Annotated in this window: 17 protein-coding genes; 9 read left to right on the top strand and 8 right to left on the bottom strand. The window is 70.1% G+C overall.

The genetic code is table 11. From position 1 onward, the window contains the following. Positions 1–49: 49 nt before the first annotated feature. Positions 50–526: an LppU/SCO3897 family protein gene (locus tag HNR73_RS37735; protein WP_184792884.1), complete on the bottom strand. Its 477-nt coding sequence runs from the start codon at positions 524–526 to the stop codon at positions 50–52. Between the two features lie 131 nt (positions 527–657). Here HNR73_RS37735 and HNR73_RS37730 point away from each other — a divergent pair, with 131 nt between their 5' ends. Further along, complete coding sequence (locus tag HNR73_RS37730) at positions 658–1,890, top strand: threonine/serine exporter family protein (protein ID WP_184792883.1); 1,233 nt, start codon at positions 658–660, stop codon at positions 1,888–1,890. A gap of 33 nt (positions 1,891–1,923) precedes the next feature. Here the strand turns inward: HNR73_RS37730 and HNR73_RS37725 are convergent, their stop codons facing one another. The 4 genes from HNR73_RS37725 to HNR73_RS37710 form a co-directional block, all read right to left on the bottom strand. Continuing rightward, the gene (locus HNR73_RS37725) at positions 1,924–3,333 is read right to left on the bottom strand and encodes a sugar porter family MFS transporter (protein WP_184792882.1); all 1,410 of its coding nucleotides are present in this window, start codon (positions 3,331–3,333) and stop codon (positions 1,924–1,926) included. Between the two features lie 66 nt (positions 3,334–3,399). Further along, positions 3,400–4,578 (bottom strand): TolB family protein, encoded by a 1,179-nt coding sequence (locus HNR73_RS37720; RefSeq protein WP_184792881.1) that lies wholly within the window; start codon positions 4,576–4,578, stop codon positions 3,400–3,402. 135 nt (positions 4,579–4,713) lie between these two features. Beyond that, positions 4,714–5,973, bottom strand: coding sequence for a hypothetical protein (locus HNR73_RS37715; protein ID WP_184792880.1), 1,260 nt, complete (start codon positions 5,971–5,973; stop codon positions 4,714–4,716). Beyond that, positions 5,970–6,476, bottom strand: coding sequence for a SigE family RNA polymerase sigma factor (locus HNR73_RS37710; RefSeq protein ID WP_184792879.1), 507 nt, complete (start codon positions 6,474–6,476; stop codon positions 5,970–5,972). The genes HNR73_RS37715 and HNR73_RS37710 overlap by 4 nt, the downstream gene beginning before the upstream one ends. 167 nt (positions 6,477–6,643) lie before the next feature. Between HNR73_RS37710 and HNR73_RS37705 the strand changes: the two genes are divergently transcribed. The 3 genes from HNR73_RS37705 to HNR73_RS37695 all read left to right on the top strand — a co-directional run bounded on the left by HNR73_RS37705 (position 6,644) and on the right by HNR73_RS37695 (position 9,048). Then, positions 6,644–7,321, top strand: a complete 678-nt coding sequence (locus HNR73_RS37705; RefSeq protein WP_184792878.1) for a copper homeostasis protein CutC — start codon at positions 6,644–6,646, stop codon at positions 7,319–7,321. A gap of 87 nt (positions 7,322–7,408) precedes the next feature. Beyond that, a complete protein-coding gene (locus HNR73_RS37700; protein WP_184792877.1) occupies positions 7,409–7,930 on the top strand; it encodes a SigE family RNA polymerase sigma factor in 522 nt (173 codons plus the stop codon). Next, positions 7,930–9,048, top strand: a complete 1,119-nt coding sequence (locus HNR73_RS37695) for a hypothetical protein (RefSeq protein WP_184792876.1) — start codon at positions 7,930–7,932, stop codon at positions 9,046–9,048. Before HNR73_RS37700 ends, HNR73_RS37695 begins: the two co-directional genes overlap by 1 nt. 47 nt (positions 9,049–9,095) lie before the next feature. On the opposite strand, the gene HNR73_RS37690 is transcribed toward HNR73_RS37695, so the two are convergent. From HNR73_RS37690 to groL, 3 genes are all read right to left on the bottom strand, one after another. Continuing rightward, positions 9,096–10,085 (bottom strand): S41 family peptidase, encoded by a 990-nt coding sequence (locus tag HNR73_RS37690; RefSeq protein WP_239122343.1) that lies wholly within the window; start codon positions 10,083–10,085, stop codon positions 9,096–9,098. A gap of 95 nt (positions 10,086–10,180) precedes the next feature. Beyond that, positions 10,181–10,636, bottom strand: coding sequence for a hypothetical protein (locus HNR73_RS37685; RefSeq protein WP_184792875.1), 456 nt, complete (start codon positions 10,634–10,636; stop codon positions 10,181–10,183). Positions 10,637–10,759: 123 nt separating this feature from the next. Further along, on the bottom strand, positions 10,760–12,382 hold the full coding sequence (groL, locus tag HNR73_RS37680) for a chaperonin GroEL (RefSeq protein ID WP_184792874.1): 1,623 nt from the start codon (positions 12,380–12,382) through the stop codon (positions 10,760–10,762). Between the two features lie 405 nt (positions 12,383–12,787). Here groL and HNR73_RS37675 point away from each other — a divergent pair, with 405 nt between their 5' ends. The 5 genes from HNR73_RS37675 to HNR73_RS37655 all read left to right on the top strand — a co-directional run bounded on the left by HNR73_RS37675 (position 12,788) and on the right by HNR73_RS37655 (position 18,840). Continuing rightward, positions 12,788–13,831, top strand: coding sequence for a GNAT family N-acetyltransferase (locus tag HNR73_RS37675; protein ID WP_184792873.1), 1,044 nt, complete (start codon positions 12,788–12,790; stop codon positions 13,829–13,831). A 5-nt stretch (positions 13,832–13,836) separates the two neighbouring features. Further along, entirely contained in the window at positions 13,837–14,862 is a 1,026-nt protein-coding gene (locus HNR73_RS37670; protein WP_184792872.1) for a GNAT family N-acetyltransferase, read from the top strand. A 164-nt stretch (positions 14,863–15,026) separates the two neighbouring features. Further along, positions 15,027–16,706 (top strand): phenylacetic acid degradation protein PaaN, encoded by a 1,680-nt coding sequence (gene paaN, locus HNR73_RS37665; protein WP_184792871.1) that lies wholly within the window; start codon positions 15,027–15,029, stop codon positions 16,704–16,706. A 329-nt stretch (positions 16,707–17,035) separates the two neighbouring features. Then, positions 17,036–17,239 carry a cold-shock protein gene (locus HNR73_RS37660; RefSeq protein ID WP_184792870.1) on the top strand — a complete coding sequence of 68 codons (204 nt, stop codon included), beginning with the start codon at positions 17,036–17,038 and terminating at the stop codon, positions 17,237–17,239. A 137-nt stretch (positions 17,240–17,376) separates the two neighbouring features. Continuing rightward, positions 17,377–18,840 (top strand): hypothetical protein, encoded by a 1,464-nt coding sequence (locus HNR73_RS37655; RefSeq protein ID WP_184792869.1) that lies wholly within the window; start codon positions 17,377–17,379, stop codon positions 18,838–18,840. The last annotated feature ends 206 nt before the right edge of the window (positions 18,841–19,046 follow it).

Here is a 19,046-nt window from a genome sequence, read left to right as displayed (position 1 = left end):
GGCGCCGTCGACCGGCGGGTGCGATCGCGACGGGGGAACGCACCCGCCCCTAACCCACCGGCACCGCGCAGAACTCCCACCGGCTCGTGCTCTTCCGTCCGCCGCCCCCCTTGACGACCTCGCCGTTCGGATGACCGTCGCAGGCACCGAGGTCGGTGTCGTACTTCCCGCCGGTCACGTACTCGACGATCTCGTAGGCCGCCGAAGGATCGTCACAGGCCACGATCGAGTAGCCCTCGAACTCCTCGGTGAGACCGCTGAGGCAGTCGCCCTTCTCGGGCCGCCCGTTCCAGATGAACCCGAAGTACACCGCGCCCCAGACCACGGCGCCGGCGACACCGATCAGCACCACGATCCGCAGGAACTTCTGTACCTTCCGCCCTCGCTCCAGGCGCGGATCGACCGGCGGCGGGGACGGCGGCCCGTAGTGGTGGACGGGCGGGGCCTGACCGTAGGCCTGCGGCTGGTAGCCGTAGGGCTGCTGGGGCTGCTGATGCCCGTAGGGCTGCTGGGGCGGGTACGTCACGATCGGCCTCTCTCGCGGTGAGACCCCAGTGTCGGCCGACGCCGTCGCGGAAACCTTGAGCGGAGCTTGACCCGCGATCGGCTCCCCGGCTCCCCAGCCCGCGGTTAGGCTCCCCCAAGGGGTGATGGCCGATGACCGGCGCCGCGACCGCCCCTGCCGACGAGGTCTTCGCGCTCGTCGAGGATCTCGTGCGCACGCTCCTCCACGGCAGCTACGAGGGCACCTACACCTGCGAGAACCTCGTCAAAGGGGTCGCCGCCGCCTACGGCCACGACGTCGAGGTCACCTTCCTCGCCGACTCCGCCGTCGTCACCCTCGGCATGCGCACGGCCTCCTTCTCCGCCACGCCCGACGTGCCGCCGCTCGACCGGATCTCGCGCCTGAAGCGGATCCTCATCGGCGTCCACGACGGCTCGTTGTCCCCCGTCGAGGCCCGAGCGCGCCTGCGCGCCGACGCCGCCCGGCCGCCACGCTGGTCGAAGCCGTGGCAGGTGCTCGGGCTCGTCCTGTTCAGCATCGGCTTCGGCGTCTCGCTCCAGGCGAGCTGGCAGCAGGTCGCGACCTGCACGGTGACGGGGCTGCTCGTCGGGCTGCTGGTCGTCGCGGGACGCGGGAAACTGTGGCTCACCCTGGCCTCGCCGCTGCTCGGGTCGATCGTGGTGTCCTCGGTCGTCCTGTTCGCCCACGAGCGGGACTGGGTCACCGGCGCGCCGATTCCGCTGATCATGCCCGCGCTGTTCTACTTCATCCCCGGCGACGCGCTGTCGGCCGCGTCGCTCGAACTCGTCGTCGGGCGCATGACCGCCGGGACGGCCCGCCTGGTGTACGCGCTGGTCACCCTGCTCGTCCTCGCGTTCGGGGCGACGCTGGCGACCTTCGTCGCGGACGTGCCCCACCAGGACCTCTTCGACAGCGGCGACGGCGGGAACCTCGGCCGGTGGGCGGTGTGGTGCGGCTGGATCCTGTTCACCGTCGGGATCATGCTCGCCTTCTCCATGTCCCCGCGCGATCTGCCGTGGGCGCTGCTCGTCGTGCTGGTGACCGTCGCCGCCGTGCAGCTCGGCACGCGCGCCTTCGGCGACCCGACCGGCACCTTCGTCGGCGCCGTCGTGATGACCGTGATCGCGCTGACCCTCGGCCGTTCCCGTCGGCTGCCGCCCGCCTACGTGCTGCACCTGGGCGCGTTCTACGTCCTCACGCCCGGCGCGCACGGCCTGCGCGGCCTGGAGACCTGGCTCGGCGGCGACCAGGTCGACGGGCTCACCGACATCGCGTCGATGGCCCAGCTGCTCATGGCGATCGGGCTGGGGATGCTCGTCGGCGCGATCCTGGCGGGGCCGAAGGCACTGCGGAACACCTTGTGAACCGCCGGCCGCCGGACCGTCCGGCGGGGACGGCTAGACCATGTCCTCCAGCTCCCGCCCCTTCGTCTCGCGCACGGCGCGCCACACGAAGATGAAGGCCAGGAACGCGAACAGCGTGTACAGCCCGTAGGCCAGGAACAGGCCGATGTCGGCGAGCATCGGGAACGTCGTCGAGATCAGCCAGTTGGCGATCCACTGCGCGGCGGCGGCGACGGCCAGTGCGGTCGCGCGGATCTTGTTGTTGAACATCTCGCCGAGCAGTACCCACACGACGGGACCCCACGAACAGCCGAAGAAGAACACGTAGGCGTTCATGGAGATCAGCGCGGTCGTCGACATCGCGTCGGACAGCTGCGGCGTGTCGTCGACGACGGTGGCGGTCGCGAAGGCCCAGGTCATCATCGCCAGCGTGACGGTCATACCGGCGGCGCCGATGAGCAGCAGCGGTTTACGGCCGATGCGGTCGACGAGGGCGATGGCGACCAGGGTCGTCACGATGTTGGTGATCGAGGTGATCACCGACGTCAGCATCGCGTCGGACTCGCTGAACCCGACCGACTGCCACAGCGTCGAGGAGTAGTAGAAGACCACGTTGATGCCGACGAACTGCTGGAACACCGACAGCAGGATGCCGACCCAGACGATCCCGAGCAGCCCGAGCGTCGGTCCGCGCAGGTCCTTGAGGTGCACGGCCTTCTGCCCGGCGAGGGACCGCACGATCTCCTTGATGCGCTGGTCGACGTCGCCGCCGACGAGCTTCTTGAGCACCTCGCGGGCCGTGCTCACCTTGTTGATCTTGACCAGGTAGCGCGGCGATTCGGGGATCTGCAGGGCGAGCACGCCGTACACGATCGCCGGGAGCACCGCCGAGGCGAACATCCAGCGCCAGGCCGTTCCGCCCCACGGGACGGATCCGGCGGCGCCGCCGGCGCTCTCGGCGAGGACGTAGTCGATGAGCAGGGCGGCGAAGATACCGGTCACGATCGCCAGCTGCTGGAGCGAACCGAGGCGGCCGCGCATGTTCGCCGGGGAGATCTCGGCGATGTAGGCGGGCGCGATGACGCTGGCGGCACCGATGGCGAAACCGCCGACGACGCGCCATCCGGCGAGGCTCAGCGCGTCCCAGGCGAGTGCGGAGCCGACGGCGCTGATCGCGAAGATCGCGGCCGCGGCGAGCATGACGCGCAGGCGGCCGTACTTGTCGGCGATCGGCCCGGCGAACCAGGCGCCGATGGCGCAGCCGAGCAGTGCCGAGGACACCACGAAGCCGATGATGGTCTCGGAGACACCGAACTCGTCGCGGACGGCGTCGACGGTGCCGTTGATGACGGAGGTGTCGAACCCGAAGAGGAAGCCGCCGAGCGCGGCCGCGACGGCCACCATGATCGTGGCGCCGTGGTGCGCGGGCTCCGGTGCCGCCGTCGCGGCCGATTCACGCTGCATGCCACAGCTTTGCACCGTCCGGTGTGGATTCGCGCGGCTTTGGGAGCTTTCGGTCCGATGGGACCGTTAGGGCACGTATCCGATGAGGACCGGGTCGGTCTCCCACATGGGCTCGGTGAGTTCTTCGAGTTCCTCGCCCTTGTCGCTGTAGAGGCGCAGGACGGTCGAGCCGGAGGCGAGGGAGGTCCGGGCCACGAAGCTGTCGCGGAACATGACGGCCTGCTGGACGGCGCTGAGGCCGGACACGCCACCGCCCTCGATCGGGATCTCCGAGACGGCCGTGCCGTCCCGGCTGTCGGTGTCCAGGGCGACGATGGTGGTGCAGAAGTCGCCGCGGGTGTCGGTCATGTCCCCGGGGAAGGTCTGGTCCAGGAGGGTGTCGACGCACATGAGGTCCCCGTCGGGCGACACCGAGTACGGCTGGCGGATCCATGTCCCGGGGAAGACGCCCCAGTCGTACCCGGCCTGCGGCTCGGGCGTGTCGACCTCGCGCAGGTTGGTCATCTGCCGCTGGTCGTCGTAGCTGGTGTAGTTGAGCATGTCGCGCCCGGCGTCGTCCTGCCATACCCGCAGGTGGCAGCCGGGCACGTCGCCGATCTGGGTGAACGTGCCGGTGGTGATGTCGTAGAAGCCAACCGGTCCGCCGTCGCCGGGGTTTCCCCGGTGCACGAGGAGTCGGCGGCCGTCGGGCGCCCACACCGGGGGCGCGCACAGCTGCGCGTCCGGGACGGCCATGATCTGCCATTCCCGGCCGGAGGCGAGGTCGCGCAGGACGAGCTGTCCGGTGCGCACGAAGCTCAGGTAGCGGCCGTCGGGTGAGACGTTGACGGTGCCGGTGATCGGCAGGCCCTCGGCGACGACTTCGAGGGCGCCGTCGCCGTCCCAGCGCAGGAGGCTCTGCGTCTCGGACTGCGGGTCGCCGGAGTCGAGCGAGCTCGGCGCCAGGTAGTAGAAGTCGCCCGACAGGTTCTCGGCGACGCCCGCCACGGTCACCGGAGCGGGCAGGGCCGGGACCTCGACGGGCCGGTCGGCGGCCGGAATGTCCTCGGGCGCGGCCCGGTCGGTCCACACCGCGTTGAACCCGAGGAGGCCGACGAGCAGGACCGCCACGGCGCCGACGACGCCCGTGGTGATCCGCCGCGCGCGCAGCCTCTGCGAGGCCGCGATCGCGCGTTCTCGCATGTCGACCGTCTCGACCGCACCGGCGAGGTCTCGCAGCCCCTCGCCGAGGCTCTTCAAGGTCATGGCCGATCACTCCAGGTCGCCGGTCGCCGGTTCGTCGTCAGCACGTCATCGATGTCAGCACTGCGCGCGTCAACAATCAAGACGCCCCCCACGGTGCGTCCGGTTGCCGTCGCGGAAAGGCCCTTTCGGGTGAAGTCATGGAGCGAACGCGAGCAGGTACGCGTCGGCCAGCGCGGGCGGTTCGGGGAACGTCTGGGCGACGAGCTCGAAGTCGACCACGGTGGCGTCCCCGAATTTCTCGGATGCGCCCTCCTCGACGGTATAAGACGCCTGCGCCACGACGACACCGTCGTCGGACGTGCGGACCCGGAGCATCACGTCCTGCGTGAAGCTCATCGCGATCTCGCCCCCCTCGTCCGGGCCGCTGCTCGACGCCTCACTGCCCGGACCGAACATGCCGTTCAGGAAGGTCGCGCCGGTCAGGGTGCCGTCCACGGGCAGTGCCGCGGTGACCAGGCCCTTTGGCGTGGCGAGGGCCCCGCAGCTCGGCCGCGCCGGGAGGGCCTCGACGTCGACCGTCTCGGACAGGCAGACGAGGTCGCCGTCGCCGCTGGCTCCGGCCAGGCGGCCGGGCAGGAAACCCAGGTCGTCGGCCGGGTAGGTCCTCGCCGCGGTGAGCGGGGTGCCGTCGCCGGCGTCCTCCCAGGAGACGTTGCCGTCGGTGTCCATGTAGGCGAAGGCGAAGGTCGCGATGTCCTTGCCGTAGGTGAAGACCTGGGCGTCGCAGCCGTCGGGCCGGAAGAGCTCCGCCTCGGCGGGTTCCCCGCCCGACAGCTCGACCATCGTGGAGGTGTCGGCGTCGCGCGGGTACATCACGACCGCCGAGGAGTCCTGCGTCCAGGTCGGCGCCAGACAGGAGTCGCCGGGGCCCTCGGCCTGGTAGACGACGTCGTCGGCGTTGGCCGGGTCGAAACCGGACAGGTCGGCGACGGCCATCCGGTCCTCGGTGTAGTAGGCGGCGTACCGGCCGTCGGGCGAGATGGCGACGGACTCCGCGAAAGTGGTCTCACCCGAGAGCTCCGGCCGGGGATCCGAGCCCGGCGCCCACGAATAGACGGTGTAGGAGTCGGGGGAACCACCCTGCGCCACGTAGTAGCCGACGCGCGCGAGCACCTGGAGGGGCTCGGTGCCGTCGTCGTAGGCCGACGCCGAATCGGTGGCGTCCACCACGGCCCGTTCGGCGGCGTCCATGCCGGTGCCCGGACTCGTCCGGTGCCAGGACAGGCTCACGCCGATGACGAGCACCAGCACGAGGGCGAGGCTCCCGGTCATGACCGCCGCCGCGCGCCGGGCCCGCAGCCGCCGCGAGGTGCGGATCGCGCGGTCGTGCAGGTCGACGGGCTGGGCGTCGGCGGCGAGTTCCCGCAGGCCCTCGCTTAGATCTCTGAGTGTCACAGCCGCCCCTCCAGCAGTCCGGCCATGCTCGGCATGAGCTGGCGGAGTTTGCCCAGCGCCTTGGCGGTCTGGCTCTTCACGGTGCCGGTACTGCACCGCAGGACGGCCGCGGTGTCCTCCACCGAGCGGTCCTCGTAGAAGCGCAGGACCACCACTGCCCGCTGCTTGTCGGTGAGCTGCGCCAGAGCCTTCTGCAGGGTGAGGCGGATGTCGGCGGCGGTGGCCACATCGGGTTCGGGGATCGGCTCGGTCGTGGTCGTGCCGAGCCATTCGCGGATGCGCCGGCGCCTCCAGGTCGCGACCTGGAGGTGGTACATCGTGCGGCGGACGTAACCGAAAGGGCTGTCGTCGATGCGGTGCCAGCTGCGGTGGGCACGGGCGAGCGCCGACTGTACGAGGTCCTCCGCGTGGTGCTGGTCGCCGGTGAGGAGATAGGCGGTACGCAGCAGCGTAGGCGTGTAGGCACGGACGAACTCGTCAAAGTCGCCCGCGGGGGCACTCATACTCGCGACTCTCCCCGGGATGATGGTGCGGTGGAATTCCACCTGGATAGACGTCGGCCGCCGGGTGGCGGGTTGCCGTCGGGACCCGAACTATTTTCATTGACCTTTCTTCACATCTCCGCTCTCGGTGATCAAGGTCGCGGTGAAAGACCCTTAAGATCAGCCACATGTTGCTTGAGGTGATCGCTCTCGATGCCGTGGACGCCGCGGCCGCCGCCGACGGTGGAGCCGACCGACTGGAAGTCGTCGCCGACATCGCCGCCGACGGACTGACGCCCGCGCCCGAAACGGTCACGGCCATCAAGGCCGCCTGCGACCTGCCCCTCCGGGTCATGCTGCGGTCCAACGACGGCTTCGGCGCCACCCCCGCCGAACTCGACGCGCTCCGCCGCTCCGCCACCGCACTCGACACCGTCATGGGCGAACACGACGGCTTCGTCTACGGCTTCCTCGACACCGACGGCGCCGTCGACCACGCCGCGGTCACCGCCCTCCGCGACGCCGTCCCCCACCGCGCCTGGACCTTCCACCGCGCCATCGACCACGCCGCCGACTACGCCGCCGCCTGGACCGCCGTCGCCGCCCTCGACGGCGTCGACCAGGTCCTCACCGCCGGCTCCGCCGCCGGCGTCAGCGCCGGACGCGACGCGCTCGCCGCCCACGCCCGCCCCGAACTCGCCATGATCGGCGGCGGACTGCGCCCCGACCACGTCGCCGGCCTCGTCGAACTCGGCGTCCGCGCCTTCCACATCGGCGGCATGTCCCGGCACGGCTGGAACAGCCCCGTCGACGCCGCACTCGTCCGCAACTGGCGCGTCGCCCTCGACGGCGGCGTCCGCGTCTAGAAACCCGCCGCCCGAGACCGTCAACCCGGAAGCGCCCGCCCACGTCTAGGTGGGTGACAGCACGCCACCGCCTCCGGGGGAGACCAGATGACCGACATCGCGGCCGAGTTCACCGAATTCGCTCGCGCCCACACCCCTTCGCTCCTGCGCTCCGCCTACCTCCTCACCGGCGACCAGCAACTCGCCGAAGACCTCGTGCAGACCGCCCTCGCGCGCACGCACCGGTCCTGGCGGCGCATCGAGACCACCGGCAGCGCACCCGCCTACACGCGCAAGATCATGTACCACCTCCAGGTCAGCTGGTGGCGGCGCAAGCGCGTCAGGGAACACCTCGCCGAGCACACCCCCGAAGGACCGGGCACGACCACGACCCGCGACAGCGCGTCGGACATAGCCCTCCAACTCACCGTCCGCACCGCCCTCATGCGCCTCGCCAGGCAGCAACGGGCCGTCATCGTGCTGCGCTTCTTCGAAGACCGCAGCGTCGCCGAGACCGCCGAGATCCTCGGCTGCACCACCGGAACCATCAAGACACAGACCTTCCGCGCACTGGGGCACCTCCGCAAAGCCCTCCCCGAACTCGCCGACCTGGTCGAAGGGAGCCGATGATGTCCGCCGAACGACTGCGCGAGATCTTGAACAACGTCGCCGACGAGACGCGGCCCGTCCCCCTGGAGGTGGCCGCCATGGCCGAGTCCCGCCGTATCGGCGTCCGCCGAACCGTCATCGGAGCCGCGGCCGCGGCCGTGCTCCTCGTCGCCGGGGTCGTCGGGGCGACGGCCGTGTGGAGCGACCGGGGGGCGCCGCCGGTGGATCCGGCGATTTCGGAGAGCCCGACGTCGCCGGTGCCGAACGAGAGCCCGAACATGAAAGGGACCCGGCTCTACTACATCGACGACAACGACGGCCTGCAGGTGCTCATCGACAACCGCGAGCTCCAGTCGGTCCTGACCAATGAACCCGGCCTCGCCGCCAGCGCGAACTTCTCCAACGACGGCCGCTGGCTCAGCTGGGTCACCGCCGACTCCGAAGTCAAACTCCGGGACATGAACACCGGAGAGGTGCGCGTGATCATCGACGACTACGGCGACGACCTCTGCCAGGAGCCGGTCTGGTCGGTCAACTCCTACCAGCTCTTCGTCAAGGTCGGCGGCGAGTGGGGGTTCTACGACGTCGGCGACGACGCCTTCACCCCGCTGTCCTTCGGGTTCGGCGACGACTGCCACGTCCAGTTCAACGAGTGGCCCGGACAGGGCGACCCCGCCATCCAACGCGAGTACTTCGTCGTCGACTGGTACGAGAACACGATCACCGTCTTCGACGACAACGGCCAGGTGACCGCCGAGGCCGACAACAGGCTCGGGGAGAACCCCGCCGGGCTGGGCGCGGACCTGGAGATCCTCGGCATGCGCAGCCACGCCGACGGTGAGTACTACTGCCTGGTCACCAGCACGAAGGACGCACCGCTTGGCGACTTCGGCCGCTCCCCGGACTGTGACACCTACGCCGACTGGGACGGTGAGACCTTCACCCCCCTGTACGTCAAGAACGAAGGCCCCACGGGCGATCCCTCGATCGACGCGACGGTCACCGTCCGCGAGCCGATCAACTTCGGCGAGAGCTGGAGGTTCGTGGAGTACCAGGGCGCGGACCCGGTCTGGTCGGAACCGGAGTATCCCGGCCTCACCGAATGGTCCCTGCTGTACTGGGGCAGCACCGACGAGTGACCACCGTGGCGAACGAGCCCGCGTCCCCTGTGGACGCGGGCTTCTCCCTACCCCACGAGCCGTTCCACGGCCTCGTCGGCGATCCGCCGCAGGTTCTTGTTCCCGCTCCCCGCCACCAGCCCCGCCACGTGCCCCAGCGACAGCTCGTAGGCCACGTCGAAGGCCGCGCCCGCCGGCACCGCGATGTCCGGCACCACCCCCGTCCCCTCCCAGTTCGCGCCCGTCACCGCGTTCACCGGGCGCTCGTCGGGGATGTGGGCGTCGACGTGGTCATCGATCCGGAACACCGCGAAGGAGTGCGCGGCACCCGCCGTGCGCTCGCCCACGACCGTCGCGCGGCCGAGTCCCTGGAGGGTGTAGGCGGCGTCCTCACCGCCGGAGAAGGTCTTCGCACTGGTCAGGACATGCACCGGCCGGTCGAGGTAGCGCGGGCCGGGCAGATGGGCGGGCGTCCAGAACTGCCGCGCCTCCGGTCCCTTGTGGACCGTCGAGAGCCGGACCGGTTCGGCGCCGAGGAAGTACGCGCAGAACTGGACCGCCGACAGCGGCCAGCCGCCGCGATTGGCCCGCAGGTCGACGATCAGCGCGTAGGTCCCGGCCAGCAACCGCATCGCCGCCTCGTAGACCGGCCCGGCGGCGACCGGGTCGGCGAACCCGGCCAGCGCGATCAGCCCGACGTTCCCCGGCAGCCGCTCGACGCGGGTGACGCCTTCGGCTTCGAGCCGGAAGCGCTCGCGCCATACGTCGAGGGCCGCGGCCTCCGCACCCGGCTCGGGCTCGGGTCGCGGCTCGTCGCGCCAGACGACGGTGAGGTGGCGGTCGTCGTAGACCGAGCGGAGGTCGGCGGTGACGGTCGCGCAGAACTCGGGCCCCGGCAGGCCGGTGTAGGCGCCTTCGGCACGGCGGGCGCGGACGAGGGCCGCCATCGCGGCGGCGGTCTCGGGGTGGACGTAGTGGGTGCGGACGGCGTCGAGTACGGCATCGAGGAGGGCTCCATCGGGATGGTCGGCGATGGTGCAGGAGTGTTCTTGAGTCACTCTCGAATGCTAACGATATATCGCCGACATTCGCAAGCCTCGGGGCATGAAAAAGCCGCCCCCGCGAAAGCGGAGGCGGACGAGGTACCCGCGGTTCAGGCACGCACGAGCGTGTAGGTCGAACCCTTCGCGTCGGTCACGTCGAAGGTCTCGGCCATCGCACCCGGCTTGAGCGTCAGCACCCACTCCTCCAGGTCCGCGTCGGTGCTGACCAGCGTCACCGTGAAACCGCCCGCGCCGTCGGGATCGACGGTCCCCGCGAACCCGCGCGTCGCCAGGGCGCCATCGGAGGCCGGGACCTCCGCCGTGCCCTCCTCGGTGACCGTCAGCGGCGTCTTCGTGTGCGGCTCGGTCGGCACCAGCTCCCAGTCGCCGACCAGCGCGTCGAGGTCGGAGGGGCCGTGATCGTCGCCGACGTCCGAAGGCTCCTCGACCGGGTAGGACGTCGAGGAGTCGGGCCCGGCGGGATCGGCCTCGCCACCGCAGGCGGCCAGACCCACGGCGAGCACGGCCGCACCGGCCACCGTGACCAAACGGGATGAGAGGCTCAATTGCTCTCCTTCGTCTCAGGATGAGCGCACAGTCTCCCAGACCGGATCAAGACGAACGAAAAAGCGGCCCGCCCCCTTTCGGGGACGGGCCGCCGGGCCTGGATCGTTGATCCTACAAGGGATCTAGAAACCCATGTCCGGGGCGCCACCGGGCGCGGCGTCGGCCTTGGCCGGCTCCGGCTTGTCGGCGACGACGGCCTCGGTGGTCAGGAACAGGGCCGCGATCGACGCCGCGTTCTGCAGGGCAGAGCGGGTGACCTTGGCCGGGTCCGGGATACCGGCCGCCAGCATGTCGACGTACTCGCCGGTCGCGGCGTTCAGGCCGTGTCCGACGGGCAGGCCGCGCACGTGCTCCGCGACGACGCCGCCCTCAAGGCCGGCGTTGACGGCGATCTGGCGCAGCGGCGCGTCGAGCGCCGACTTCACCAGGGCCACACCGGTGGCCTCGTCGCCCGTCAGCTCCAGCTTCTCGAACGCGCGAACCGCGGCCTGAGCCAGCGCCACGCCGCCACCGGCGACGATGCCCTCTTCGACGGCCGCCTTCGCGTTGCGAACGGCGTCCTCGATGCGGTGCTTGCGCTCCTTCAGCTCGACCTCGGTGGCCGCGCCGACCTTGATGACCGCGACGCCGCCGGCGAGCTTCGCCAGGCGCTCCTGCAGCTTCTCACGGTCGTAGTCGGAGTCGGAGTTGTCGATCTCGTTACGGATCTGCGCGACCCGGCCCGCGATCTGCTCCTCGTCACCGGCACCGTCGACGATGGTGGTCTCGTCCTTGGTGATGACGACCTTGCGGGCACGGCCCAGCAGGTCGATGGTGGCCGACTCCAGCTTGAGGCCGACCTCTTCGCTGATGACCTGACCACCCGTCAGGATCGCGATGTCGGTCAGCATGGCCTTGCGGCGGTCGCCGAAACCGGGCGCCTTGACGGCGACCGACTTGAACGTGCCGCGGATCTTGTTGACGATCAGCGTCGCCAGGGCCTCGGCCTCGACGTCCTCGGCGATGATCACCAGGCTCTTACCGGCCTGCATGATCTTCTCAAGGGTCGGGAGCAGGTCCTTGACCGCGGAGATCTTCTGGTTGGCGATGAGGATGTAGGGGTCCTCAAGCACCGTCTCCATGCGGTCGGGGTCGGTCACGAAGTAACCCGACAGGTAGCCCTTGTCGAAGCGCATGCCCTCGGTGAGCTCAAGCTCAAGACCGAAGGTGTTGCTCTCCTCGACGGTGATGACACCTTCCTTGCCGACCTTGTCCATCGCCTCGGCGATGATGTCGCCGACGGTGGTGTCACCGGCCGAGATCGAGGCCGTGGACGCGATCTGGTCCTTGGTCTCGACGTCCTTGGCGATCTTCGCGAGCTCCTCGGCGACGGCCGCGACGGCCGTCTCGATGCCCCGCTTGAGCGCCATCGGGTTCGCGCCGGCGGCGACATTGCGCAGCCCCTCGCGGACCAGAGCCTGAGCCAGAACCGTCGCCGTCGTGGTGCCGTCACCGGCCACGTCGTCGGTCTTCTTGGCTACCTCTTTGACGAGCTCGGCACCGATCTTCTCGTACGGGTCCTCAAGCTCGATCTCCTTGGCGATGCTCACACCATCGTTGGTGATGGTGGGGGCGCCCCACTTCTTCTCCAGGACGACGTTGCGTCCCTTGGGGCCGAGCGTCACCTTCACGGCGTCGGCAAGGATGTTCATGCCGCGCTCAAGGCCACGGCGTGCTTCCTCGTCGAACGCGATGATCTTGGCCATCTGGCGTTGTCCTCCGGATTACGTATGTCGCACGCCGTACGGCGCGCTTCGCACTGCTTGATCCGGCCGGGCAGATGGCCCGCGACGATAACGACCCGTCCCTGTTGAGGGAGGGTCCCACCACCCCGACCTTGGCACTCACGGGTCGCGAGTGCCAACACCTTGTTTAGCACTCAAGGGAGGAGAGTGCAAGCCGAGAGGGAGGGGAAGGGACGGGGTTCACTGGGCCGGTTCTGGGCGGCGCGAACGAAACCGCCTGGAAGGTGGGGCATCGGGCTCGGCTTTTCCGGGCGGCGCGAACGAGACCGCCTCACGGGTACGGAGTCGGGCCCGGCCCGCCGCCGGTGAGGCCCCTCAACCCCACCCCCTCTTGCCATGACGCCAATTAGACGTCATGATGAGGCCATGAACTCCACCAAAACTGACGCCATAGACGTCAAGACCTTCCGTCCCGATGACATCACCCTCGGCGACGCGATCTACGCGGGCTGGCGGGCGGCCCAGCTCCACGACGTCCCCGACGTCACACCCTTCGGGCGCGACAACATCCAGGCCATGCTCGAAACCCCGCCGCACGGGTGGACCGGCGAGTACTTCGTCGCCACCGTCGGCGACGAGGTCGTCGGCGCCCTCCTCCTCTTCCTGCCCCAACTCGACAACACCCACCTCGCCCACGTCGAAGGCTGGGTCCACGTCGAGCACCGCCGCATGGGCGTCGGCCGACGCCTCTACGCGCACACGCTCGACCGCCTGCGCGAGCTCGGCCGCACGACCCTCGTCGTCCGCGTCCAGGACCCCGCCGACGCCGACCCGCCCGCCGCGGGCCCCCGCTTCGCCGACGCCGTCGGCATGACCTGCGCCCTCACCGAGGTCACCCGACGCCTCCAGCCCGGCGAGGTCGACACCGCCACCACCGACGCGCTGCTCGCCGACTGCCGCGCCCGCGCCACCGACTACGAACTCCTCCAGTGGAGCGACGGCCTCGACGGCGCCACACCGCCCGAGCACGTCGACGACCTCGCCCGCCTCGAAGTCCGCCTCGACACCGACGCCCCCACCGGCGACCTCAACATGCAGGCCCGCGAACCCGACCCGGAGTCCATCCGCGCCCGCTGCGAACGCAACCGCCTCGCCGGTATCCGCAACTTCCACACGGCGGTGCGGCACCGCGAAACCGGCCGTATCGTTGCCTGGACCCTCATCAGCTCCCCGCCCTCGGACCCGGGCCACTGCTGGCAGGGCATCACCGTCGTCGATCCCGATCACCGCGGCAAGCGCCTCGGCACCTACGTCAAGCTCGAAAACCTCCCCTACGCCACGGCGATGGAGCCCTCGCTGCGGGTCGTCGAGACCAACAACGCCGGCGAGAACGCGCACATGATCGCCATCAACGAGGCCCTCGGCTACCGGATCCACGGCCGCACGCACAACTACCAGAAGGAGGTATAGCCCCGATGGAGTTCCAGCCCTTCACCAAGCACGACCTCGACGCCCTCGCCGACTTCCACGCCCTCGCGCTGGTCAACCACGAGCCGTACACCGGCCCGCCACCGACCTGGGAGCGCCTGCGCAGCGGCTTCGGGGAGTCCCGGCCGGGGACCTCTCAGCGCAACTGGCTGGCGCGCGTGGACGGCGAGGCCGTCGGGCACGTGTCACTGATGCTGGGCACGACGGAGAACCTGCACCTGGCGATGCCGTGGATCCAGGTCCACCGCGACCACCGCCGGAAGGGGATCGGCACGAAACTGCACGAGTTCTTCGTGGAACGAGCCGAGGAGGAGGGTCGCGACACCTTCATCGCCAACGCCAACGAGGCGCTGCCGGAATCCACCGAGCCGATCGACGGCGCCCCCTCGGCGTTCCTCCGCAGGATGGGCTACACGCCGGCGATGACCTCGCTCCACTCACGGCTCGACATGGCCGCGGTCCCCGAGGGCGCCCACGATGAGCTGGCCGCCAAGGCGTGGCGGCACGCCGAAGGCTACGAGCTCACGACCTGGGTGGAAGGCGTCGACGGCGGCGACTGCCCCGAGCATCTCCTCGAAGACCTCGCCTACCTGGAGTACCGGCTCACCACCGACATGCCCTTGGGCGACATGGACTACGAGCCGGAGCGGCCCGACGCCGAACGCGTGCGGGAGCGGGCGAGGTCGGCGCTGGCCAGCGGGCAGACCTTCTGCAACGCCGCCGCCGTGCACACCGCGACCGGGAAGGCTGTGGCGTGGACATTCCTCGGCCTGTCGCGCGACTCCGGCGAGCACGCCTTCCAGGCGATCACCGTCGTCGACCCCGACCATCGCGGCCACCGTCTGGGGACGCTCGTGAAACTCGCGAACCTCGCCCCTGCACGGGAACTGCGGCCCGCCCTCCGCTACGTCGACACCGACAACGCCGAGGACAACGCGCCGATGATCGCGGTCAACACCGCCATCGGCTACCGCCCCGCCCACGCGAGCGTGACCTACCAGCGCAAGATCTGACGCCCTCGACGGTGGGCGCCCCGCCGCGTGCGCAGGTCACGCCGGTCGGGCGCCCGCCCGTACCGGGCACGCCGCCGCGACGGCCGGACGCTTTCGTAGCGCCGCCCGAAACGCACCGTCACCAACCGTCGCGTGGGAGCGGTCGCCTGCGGCATCATGTGAGCATGACGCACCCGATGCTCACGAAGCACCGTGACACCCTCGACCGCGCGCTCCAGGCGATCGGCGAGCGCGGCTATTGGTCGGCCTACCCCGAGTCGCCCAGTCCCCGCGTGTACGGCGAGACCGCCGCCGCCGACGGGAAGGCCGCGTTCGAGGCGTACCTCGGCGCGGACTTCCCCATCGACCAGCCCGGTCCGGCCGACCGGGTCGCCACGGAGGTGAGCCCCTACGGGATCCCGCTGGGGGTGCGCTATCCGCGTGCCGATCCGCGCGCGTTGATCGACGCCGCCGCGGCGACGCAGCCGGCGTGGCGGGAGGCGGGTCCGGCGGTTCGGGCCGGGGTGTGCCTGGAGATCCTCGACCGCATCTCGCAGCGGTCGTTCACGCTGGCCAACGCCGTGCAGTACACGACGGGGCAGGCTTTCGTGATGGCGTTCCAGGCCGGTGGCCCGCACGCCCTGGACCGCGGCCTTGAGGCCGTGGCGTACGCGTATTCGGAGATGACGCGCGTCCCGGCGACGGCGTACTGGGAGAAGCCGCAGGGCAAGCACGACCCGCTGCGGATGTCGAAGACCTATCACGTGGTGCCGCGCGGGCTGGCGCTGGTGATCGGGTGCAACACGTTCCCGACCTGGAACTCCTACCCGGGCCTTTTCGCCTCGCTGGTGACGGGTAACCCGGTCATCGTCAAGCCGCACCCGGGTTCGGTGCTGCCGCTGGCGATCACGGTCCAGATCGCGCGGGAGGTCATCGCCGAGGCGGGCTTCGACCCGAACCTGGTGACCCTCGCCGCGGAGGACCCGGCCGACAAGGTCGCGTCGGCGTTCGCGACGGACCCGGCCGTGAAGATCATCGACTTCACCGGCGGGACCGCCTACGGCGACTGGCTGGAGACCAACGCCCGGCAGGCGCAGGTGTACACCGAGAAGGCGGGCGTCAACACCGTCATCATCGACTCCACCGACGACCTGAAGGGCCTGGCCCGCAACCTGGCCTTCACGCTGTGCCTCTACAGCGGACAGATGTGCACGACGACGCAGAACATCCTCATCCCCGAGGGCGGCATCGACACCCCCGAGGGCAAGGTGTCCTTCGACGACGTGGCGACCGCGATCACCGGGGCCGTCGCGAAGCTGACCGCCGACCCGGCGCGGGCCGTCGAGCTGATCGGCGCCATCGTCAACGAGGGCGTCACCGACCGGCTCGCGCGCGCCGAGAAGCTCGGCGAGGTGCTGCTGGCGTCGCAGGCGCTGACGCACCCTGCGCACGCCGACGCGGTGGTCCGCACTCCCCTGATCGCCAAGCTCGGCGCCGGGGACTCCGACGTGTACGGCGAGGAGTGGTTCGGGCCGATCGCGTTCCTCGTGGCGACCGCCGACACCGCCGACTCGATCCGCGTGTTCCGCGAGACCGTCGGGGCCAAGGGCGCGCTGACCGCCGGGGTGTACTCCACCGACGAGGACGTGCTCGCCGAGGTGGAGACCGCGGCGTGCGACGTCGCGGTGCACCTGTCGTGCAACCTGACCGGCGGGGTGTTCGTCAACCAGTCGGCGGCCTTCTCCGACTTCCACGCCTCCGGCGGGAACGCCGCGGCCAACGCCGCCCTCACCGACGGTGCCTATGTCGCCGGGCGCTTCCGCTTCGTGCAGAGCCGCCGGCACGTCGCCGCCGAGACGGAGTGACGGACCGGTCCGGGACCGCCGCGGACAACGTGGGACCGCGTCGGTCTCGGGCCGGACACGAAAGGATTAAAACGCGGATTGGCCTCGCGTTCCACAGGGCCGCTGAGCGGGGATTCTCCCGCGACAAACTCCGTCGTCATACATCACATTCCGACGCCCGGCGACGGGCAGCATGCCTAGCCACGGAAGCGCGGCTCGTGTAGCGTGCGAAGTCGGTCATCTTTCTCGCGAACGCAAGTCCACCATCGGTGTGGGTGCGCCGGCGGTGGACGATGGCCCCGGCGATCCGCGCCGCGGCGCCGGTGAAAAAAGAGTAAGGGAAGTGCACAGTGGCACAAGGCACCGTCAAGTGGTTCAACTCCGAGAAGGGCTACGGCTTCATCGCCGTGGACGGCGGGGCGGACGTTTTCGTCCACTTCTCGGCGATTCAGCTGGACGGATACCGTTCGCTGGATGACGGGCAGCGCGTCGAGTTCGACGTCGCGCAGGGCCAGAAGGGCCCGCAGGCGGAGAACGTCCGGGTCATCGGCTGACCCGGGTCCACCGACCTACCCAGGGCCGAAGACGCTTCGCGCGTCTTCGGCCCTGGCGTTTCCCCAGAACGGGCACAGTAGCGGCAGCATCAGGCGAATGTCCTAAATAGAGGCATTTGAGTTGGTAGCTTGCGAATATGACTACACCGCCACCGCCTCCCGGCGGCACACCTCCCGACGAGCCCTACGACCAGGCCCGCGACCCGCACGCCCAGCCGCCCGCCGACAGCGGCGGCGGCGGCGAATGGCCGGCGGAACCGCCGCGCTCGGAGGGCTACCCGTCGCAACCCGCGGGAGGCGACTACCGGCCTCCCCCACCACCGCAGCAACACGACTACCCGCCCCAGGGCGCCAGCTACCAGCCGCCACCGGCGGCACCGGACCCCTACGCGCAACAGTCGGGCCACGGTGAACCCGGTTCATATGGGGCACCCGACCAGGGCGGATACCAGGCACAGGAGCCGTACACGCCGCCACCGCCGTCGGGCGGCTACGGCGCCCCGCCGCCCGCCGGCGGCGCGGGAGGAGGAGGCGGCTACCCGCCACCCCCGCCCGACGGGCCCTACTGGCCCCCGGAGCCGGGACAAGGAGCGCCCGACCCGTACGACCCGATCGTCGCGACCGACTTCAACACCTGGTTCAACCGCGTCACCGGCGTCTTCAAGCGAAGCTGGAAATCCATCGGGCTGATCATGCTGATCGGCGCCGTCATCCCCAGCCTCGTCGTCGGAACCGTCAACACCGCCGTCGGACCCATCGGCGACGACATGGACAGCATCAACTGGGGCGACTACGCCGGCAGCGGACTGTGGTCCCTGCTCGCGTGGGTGATCACGGGCTTCCTCGCCGCGGCCGCCGTCGTCGCCGCGATCCGCGTCGCCGTCCGCGAAGGAACACCCGGAGTCCAAGTCCCCTTCGGCGAGTCCATGTCCTACGGCTTCGGACGCGCCCTGCCCATGTGGGGATGGACGATCGTGGCGTCGATCGTGATCACGATCGGACTGTGCGCCTGCATCCTGCCCGGCATCTACCTGGCGATCGCGCTCGCCGTGATCGCGCCCGCCTTCGTCTTCGAAGGCGGCAACCCGTTCATGCGCAGCTTCAAACTGACGCACAGCGACTTCGGACGGGCCCTGTCGAGGCTGCTCGCCGCGGCCGTCGCGTTCCTGGTGTACGGCTGCATCATCAGTCTGCCGCTCGGCCTGATCGAAGGGGCCGTCGCCAAGGACGGGCTGGGCTTCGGCGGGTTCATCGTCGTGCTGATCCTGGAGGCGATCCGGGCGGTGCTGCTGGTGCCGGTGGCGATCGCGGGGGTGGCCGTGGTGCTGGTGACGTACGCGGAGCTGCGCGCGAGGCTGGAAGGGCGGCTCAGTACGCAGCAGCTCGTCCAGGAGGCGGACGCGGTGGCGAATCGGTTAGGAGACGGTGAGGGCCCCCGGCGCGGATGCGTCGGGGGTTTTTTGTGTGGGGTCTGTTTCTGGGGGGTCTGTTTCTGGGGGGTCTGTTTCTGGGGGGTCTCGCGCCGAGACCCCTGCGTCCCTGGTTGCGGGTGCGTTGCCGGGGCTCTGCCCCGGACCCCGCAAGGGGCTTCGCCCCCTTGACCCCCGGCCTCGCTCGGGAGACTGGGGGTGCCTTAGCGGTCTCCGGCCGGGTGGCCGGGGCGGCGGGCTGGGGTGGTTTGGCGTTGCGTGTCTCCGTCTTTTTCGGCCCTCTCAAGGGCACATGAAGAACCTGGGGCAGTCAAGGGAAAGAGCGCCCTTGACAGCCCCAGAACCTTCATGTCGTCCAATCAACGGCCGAAGCGACG

It is taken from the genome of Phytomonospora endophytica, from assembly GCF_014202425.1.
Taxonomy (GTDB): domain Bacteria; phylum Actinomycetota; class Actinomycetes; order Mycobacteriales; family Micromonosporaceae; genus Phytomonospora; species Phytomonospora endophytica.
The sequence above is the reverse complement of the archived record's forward strand: the minus strand, read 5'-3'. Positions and strand labels throughout refer to the sequence as shown.

Bases quoted from the DNA above. Each gene is read 5' to 3' on its own strand.
- HNR73_RS37730 (WP_184792883.1), top strand. From the start codon at position 658: ATGACCGGCGCCGCGACCGCCCCTGCCGACGAGGTCTTCGCGCTCGTC.
- HNR73_RS37725 (WP_184792882.1), bottom strand. From the start codon at position 3,333: ATGCAGCGTGAATCGGCCGCGACGGCGGCACCGGAGCCCGCGCACCAC.
- HNR73_RS37720 (WP_184792881.1), bottom strand. From the start codon at position 4,578: ATGACCTTGAAGAGCCTCGGCGAGGGGCTGCGAGACCTCGCCGGTGCG.
- HNR73_RS37710 (WP_184792879.1), bottom strand. From the start codon at position 6,476: ATGAGTGCCCCCGCGGGCGACTTTGACGAGTTCGTCCGTGCCTACACG.
- HNR73_RS37705 (WP_184792878.1), top strand. From the start codon at position 6,644: ATGTTGCTTGAGGTGATCGCTCTCGATGCCGTGGACGCCGCGGCCGCC.
- HNR73_RS37700 (WP_184792877.1), top strand. From the start codon at position 7,409: ATGACCGACATCGCGGCCGAGTTCACCGAATTCGCTCGCGCCCACACC.
- HNR73_RS37695 (WP_184792876.1), top strand. From the start codon at position 7,930: ATGTCCGCCGAACGACTGCGCGAGATCTTGAACAACGTCGCCGACGAG.
- groL (WP_184792874.1), bottom strand. From the start codon at position 12,382: ATGGCCAAGATCATCGCGTTCGACGAGGAAGCACGCCGTGGCCTTGAG.
- HNR73_RS37675 (WP_184792873.1), top strand. From the start codon at position 12,788: ATGAACTCCACCAAAACTGACGCCATAGACGTCAAGACCTTCCGTCCC.
- HNR73_RS37670 (WP_184792872.1), top strand. From the start codon at position 13,837: ATGGAGTTCCAGCCCTTCACCAAGCACGACCTCGACGCCCTCGCCGAC.
- paaN (WP_184792871.1), top strand. From the start codon at position 15,027: ATGACGCACCCGATGCTCACGAAGCACCGTGACACCCTCGACCGCGCG.
- HNR73_RS37655 (WP_184792869.1), top strand. From the start codon at position 17,377: ATGACTACACCGCCACCGCCTCCCGGCGGCACACCTCCCGACGAGCCC.